This window comes from Budvicia aquatica DSM 5075 = ATCC 35567 (assembly GCF_000427805.1).
GTDB lineage: Bacteria > Pseudomonadota > Gammaproteobacteria > Enterobacterales > Enterobacteriaceae > Budvicia > Budvicia aquatica.
On sequence record NZ_ATYS01000099.1, the window covers coordinates 1 to 5920 of the forward strand.

6 protein-coding genes are annotated in these 5920 nt (G+C 45.8%); all 6 read left to right on the forward strand.

The genetic code is table 11. The features are described 5' to 3' along the window. Positions 1-411: 411 nt before the first annotated feature. The 6 genes from YWE_RS0120415 (at position 412) to YWE_RS32085 (ending at position 5661) form a co-directional block, all read left to right on the forward strand. Entirely contained in the window at positions 412-1461 is a 1050-nt protein-coding gene (locus YWE_RS0120415; protein WP_211231041.1) for an ABC transporter substrate-binding protein, read from the forward strand. Between the two features lie 15 nt (positions 1462-1476). After that, on the forward strand, positions 1477-2544 hold the full coding sequence (locus YWE_RS0120420; protein ID WP_029096148.1) for an ABC transporter ATP-binding protein: 1068 nt from the start codon (positions 1477-1479) through the stop codon (positions 2542-2544). Further along, a complete protein-coding gene (locus tag YWE_RS0120425) occupies positions 2541-3383 on the forward strand; it encodes an ABC transporter permease (protein ID WP_029096149.1) in 843 nt (280 codons plus the stop codon). Before YWE_RS0120420 ends, YWE_RS0120425 begins: the two co-directional genes overlap by 4 nt. Then, positions 3380-4168, forward strand: coding sequence for an ABC transporter permease (locus YWE_RS0120430; RefSeq protein WP_029096150.1), 789 nt, complete (start codon positions 3380-3382; stop codon positions 4166-4168). Before YWE_RS0120425 ends, YWE_RS0120430 begins: the two co-directional genes overlap by 4 nt. 23 nt (positions 4169-4191) lie before the next feature. Then, positions 4192-5205 (forward strand): proline racemase family protein, encoded by a 1014-nt coding sequence (locus YWE_RS0120435; protein WP_029096151.1) that lies wholly within the window; start codon positions 4192-4194, stop codon positions 5203-5205. A 258-nt stretch (positions 5206-5463) separates the two neighbouring features. Continuing rightward, positions 5464-5661 (forward strand): transposase, encoded by a 198-nt coding sequence (locus YWE_RS32085; RefSeq protein WP_071605914.1) that lies wholly within the window; start codon positions 5464-5466, stop codon positions 5659-5661. Positions 5662-5920 lie beyond the last annotated feature (259 nt).

The following is a 5920-nucleotide window of genomic DNA, read 5'->3' on the forward strand; positions in this document are numbered from 1 at the left end:
TGGTGCAACTGCGGCACTTAAACAGCATGCTCAACGCAAAGAACGGATATTGTCATGGCTGATAGGTCTCAACCATGGCAAGTCGTCGCTTCTATTTCAAACGTAAAATGTGACATTAACCACAGGGATTTAATTAACAATAAATAAACATATAATTAACACTTGATTAAAAAATAATCGATGCCAATAATCATTCCCCAGCAGAAAAATAATAAACGTTCGGTTGAAGTGGTATAGAGCATTGTTCCCCCATTCGATCCTTGTGCCGGTTTGGGGGAAGTTTTTTACTACATCGACACTAACAAATTATTACGCCGAGCCAGATAATACCCAGAAGGATAAAATAAATACCCTCAACGTTAGCGAGTAATGCTTTTCTAATTTACCCCTACCCAGATAAGAGGACTGATGATGACATCAATAAAAACAAACAATATGATTATATTTTTTTTACTTTTATACTGTACTTCATCGCAAATATCTTTCGCTGCTTCAGAAAAATTGACCGTTGCTATGTATGGTGGAAATTGGGGGGAGGCGTTCCTTCGTTGTGTTGCTGACCCATTTACTCAAGAAACCGGTATTGCGGTAGCGGCCGAATTCGGCACATCAACGGTCACTTTAGCCAAGCTCCAACAACAAAAATCGAAGCCCACTATCGATGTCGCCTGGATGGATGGCGGTATTAGTGAACTGGCTTATGCTGCTAATGTGCTTGATAACCTCGAACCGACAACAATCCCTAACTTGAAAAATGTGCTGGATAAAGCTATCTACACCCGTGATGCTCATACCTTCGCCGTCAGTACCGGCTTCTACTCGCTTGGTTTGATTTACAACACTAATCTGGTCAAACAAGTACCCAACAGTTGGAAGGACCTGTGGCAAGCCGAATTTGCCCGTACCATCGCCCTGCCTTCGCCAGCCAATTCGTCCGGTGTCCCCTTCCTGTTCTTCTTGTCTGAAGTATGGGCTATCCCGACATCAGACCTGACTCCTCTTTATAATAAATTACGTATTCTGGATGTCGCTTTGTTCTTTGATAGCTCTGGTGCAGCTAGCAACGCCTTTCAGAGCGGAGAGGCCATTATTGGAGCACATTTCAGTGTGGGCGCTTGGGATCTTATTGACAAAGGATTTCCGATTAATTTCATCATTCCCAAAGAGGGCGTTTGGGCGACTGATACGCGATTGCACCTGATTAAAGGGGCGCCTAATCACCAGGCTGCAACACAATTTATCAATAAGGCGTTAAGTCAGGATGCGGCTATTTGTCTGGCCACCCGATTGTATTTAGGCCCTGCATTAAAAAATGTTGAATTGCCAGATGAGGTCACACGCAAATTACCTTGGGGAAAAGGCGGGTCTATCAATGATTTACGTCTTTTTGATTGGCGCGAGATTAATGTGCGACGCGCTGAAATTACGGATGACTGGAATAGAAAAGTCACCAATCACTAATTCCAGAGGTAGACTATGTCGGTTCTCTTGAGCATAAACAACGTCTGCAAGCAATTTGGGCAGTTTCGGGCATTACACAATATTAATCTGGATATTCGCCAAGGAGAGTTTATTGTTCTACTCGGACCCAGCGGTTGTGGTAAAACAACCTTGCTTCGGTTGATCGCGGGATTTTTGCAACCTGATACTGGCAATATCCTGATCGAAGGTCAGGATATTAGCCATCTACCGCCTTACCGCCGTCCACTCAACACCGTTTTCCAAAACTATGCTCTATTTCCACACATGAGTGTCTTGGACAATGTTGCTTATGGCCCAAGACGTAATGGATTTAACCGTACAGACGCACACGAACAAGCCCGTCAGGTCTTGGATTTAGTCGGTTTGAAAGAGTTCGAGTCCCGTTTTCCCCATGATATATCGGGAGGTCAACAGCAACGAGTTGCACTTGCCCGCGCCATCGTCAATAGACCAAAGCTTTTATTGTTGGACGAACCCCTCTCAGCACTGGATATGCGATTGCGTAAACGCATGCAACTGGAACTTAAACATCTTCAGGAAAAATTAGGTATCGCATTTGTTTTCGTCACCCATGATCAGGAAGAAGCGATGACCCTTGCTGACCGAATCGTTGTGATGAATGCGGGTCGGATAGAACAAGAGGGGTCGAGTAACGACATTTATCGCACGCCAAGCTCAAGCTTTGTGGCTGAATTTATTGGTGAAACTAATCAGATCGGTTATCAAGTGACAGGTATGAATGAAATTCGGTTAACGATTAATGAACAACCCATTTTTTGGGAATCACACCGAATTTCCCAACAAGGTGTGGCTATTTTACGTCCGGAGCATCTGCAACTGGTTAACAAGAACAACCCTATCCCCGCCGGTCACTGCCAACTCCATGGGACCGTCAGCGATATCATCGCCCTCGGAAGCCACAGTCTGGTGCATCTCTTAGTGGGTGAGCACGTTATCGTGTTTCGGAGTACGGGATTTGAAGGTACTGAACTGGCTACCGGCAGCCTTGTGTGCCTAAGTTTCAATCCTACTCATCTGCATTTACTGGGAGAGGCCGCATGAAACGTATGATGTTGACCCCATTTTGGTTGTTGATTACCACGGTGGTGTTTTTTACTGCGTTCTTTCTCGCTCCGTTTACTGTTGTGATCATCGCGAGCCTGACAACGGAAGGTGACCAGATATTCACCCTACAACACTACATCAAGGTATTATCCGATCAATATAACTGGAATGTCATTGCACTGACATTTCGGATTGCTGCGTTGACGACACTGATATCGTTATTACTTGGCTATCCACTTGCCTGGTATTTGGTCCGAATCATTCGATGGAAAGCCTGGCGACGGGTCTGCATTCTTCTTGTGATAATACCCATGTTCACCAGTAATATTGTCCGCTCTTTCGGCTGGATGGTATTATTGGGACGTACAGGCTTAGTCAACCAGAGTCTGTTATCCAGCGGTTTGATAGAGTCCCCGGTCCGTTTTTTGGGTAGTGAGTTAGGTATCCTCATCGGCATGGTTTATATCCTGTTGCCTTTTATTGTCCTCGCGACAGGTAATACGCTGGCACAGATTGATCCGTCCTATGAACAAGCTTCAAACGATTTAGGGGCTAATCCCCACACCACTTTCTTTAAAATCATTCTGCCATTGACACTACCTGGTGTTATTTCGGGGGCAATTATGGTGTTTACATTAGCCGCTAGCGCTTATGTCACGCCAGCATTGCTTTCAGGTGGTCGTATCTCCGTTGTTTCAATGTTAATTTTTCAGCAATACAGCACTGTTTTTAACTTTAATTATGGCGGTGCATTAAGTGTTGTACTGTTATTTTTTACGCTAGTCATGGTTGGGCTTGCCGGACGCATTGGCCATGTCCGTAGGGGGAAATCATGAGCACTCGTTGGCTGGTGACACTCGCATCCTGGGCCATACTCGGTTATCTTTTGTTACCTATACTGGTGATTATGGGTACGTCTTTCACCTCATCGTCATTTCTTGCTTTCCCTCCCCAAGGCTGGAGCCTCGATTGGTATCGGCAAGTACTCAATGACCCAAGCTATATGGCCGCGTTCACTACCAGTAGTCTACTCGCCCTGACGGCGACCGTGATTGCTTTGCTACTCAGCATACCAGCTGCATTAGCGCTAGCTCGTTATGAATTCTTCGGGAAAGGCGCACTACTGGCCGCACTGAGTTCACCGTTAGTTTTTCCACACATCGTTCTTGGTGCCGCACTGCTACAGTTTGGCGGTTACTTCGGTCTGACACGCAGTTTTCTCGCTTTACTTATCGGGCACACCATCATTATTTCGCCTTTTATTCTACGATCAGTATTACCGATGTTCACCCCAGAACAACGGACGCTTGAAGACGCTTCAAATGATCTTGGGGGCACATCATGGGTCACTTTTTTCTTGGTGGTATTACCGCGGATCCGCGCAGGAATAATAAGCGGCTCAATCTTTGCTTTTATCGCCTCGTGGATCAATGTGGAGTTATCCATCTTCAACACAACGCCCGCGTTGAACACGATCCCCGTCAAGCTATTCAACTATGTGCAATACAGTGTAGATCCGACAATAGCAGCCGCCTGTGGTGCAACTATTGGAGTGGTTGTCATCGTCATCGTTTTACTCGATCTTTTTATCGGTCTTGATTTTTTAGACACTCACAAGTAGTCGCCTCATCAAGGAACTCAATCATGAATATACAAAATACTTTCGATGTTATCTATACCCATACGGAAGGTGAACCCTTGTGTATTGTGCACAGTGGTATTCCTTACCCCCCGAACTCCAGCATATTAGATAAACGTGGCTTTCTTGAACTCAATTATGATTGGTTACGTAAGGCATTGATGCAGGAACCTCGGGGCCATAAAGATATGTTTGGTGTGTTCCTGACCCCACCATCCAGTCCTGAGTTCGATGCTGGTCTGATTTATATGGATGGCCATGTTTACTCACACATGTGTGGACATGGTACGATTGCGGTAAGTATGGCAATGGTCGCGCTAGGTTTATTTCCCCAAGGTGCTGAAGGTATCACTAAGATCCGTTTCGAAACGACAGCGGGGTTAGTGGTAGCCGAAGTTGCCTCGGCTGATGGGAAAGTACTCTGGAGCCGGTTCGAGAATGTTCCTGCCTATGTTGCCGCCCAGGATATCCCTATTGAGTTACCGGGTTACGGTGAGTTCAAAGCAGACCTTGTCTGGGGGGGGAACTATTTTGGTATCATTGATTTAAGTGACTCTATTCTAAGAATAAGCCCCGAAAATAGTCGAGAACTATCACGCCTTGGGCTGTTAGCGCGTGAGCAAATACGCGCACAACGGGTTATTCAACATCCGACACAAGCTCATATCAACGACCTGAACTTTATGACCTTCTGGCACCCGGCGACCATTGAGGGAGCACTCTACAAAAATGTACACGTATTCAGTGATGGTCAACTGGATCGTTCTCCTGGCGGAACAGGGACTAGCGCAATGATGGCGATGTTTGAAGCTAGGGGACAACTCAACCTGAACCAGCCTATTCTCTCTGAGGGACTGTTGGGGTGTGGTACTTTCGAAGGGTGTCTGGTTGGTGAAGTTGACTTAAACGGAATTAGAGCTTTACGCCCAACAGTAAAAGGGACCGCCAGCATTCTTGGTTTTTCACGCTGGTTAATTGATAGAAATGATCCTGTTGGGGCAGGATTTATAGTCAACTGAGATCACGGAACTGTATCATAATGTTACTAGCTTAACCGACTAACTAACGGGTTCTATGTGATGCAGAACTGATTTCTTACGTCAATGTGAGTTCGCCGCAACGTTACTACGCTTACGCTAAATCAATCAGTACTCATTAACGATTTTCTGAATGCTGACTGGATCTTTGGTTTGGGTTAAGGCCAGATGTAATAACATCAGCGCCTTGAACTGCACCCCGAAAGTTGGACACAAAATCCAATCTAGGGGTGTTTTTTCATGGGTAAGTACACGTTAGAATTTAAACTCACAGCCATTAAAGCTTACAAAACAAATTCTGGTGGGTATAAAGCCATAGCTCATCGTTTTGGTATAGATCATCGAACATTACGACAATGGATTGCTACATATAGAACATGCCGCCAAAAATGGCGAGGACGCTATACGGTTTTATCTCTAGCATGGTTATCCCTTTAATTATGTTACGCTTGCTCGCGTCAGATGCCCCATCATCCGTCAGGGTGGTGAATTTAACCTCGACGATAACGAGCAATACTGTCCGTCACCAGTACGGTGGCAATACCGAGCATCCCGCCGAGCAAGACCCCCAATACCNNTANCAGCGCNTTNTTAGGCCGGTCNTTTTTCACGTGCTCCCCCGGCGTGAGCTGATAACGATACACCTGTGCGGTCACCTGCTGTTGCAATAACGGCGCCAGCAAACTCAGTTCCCGAC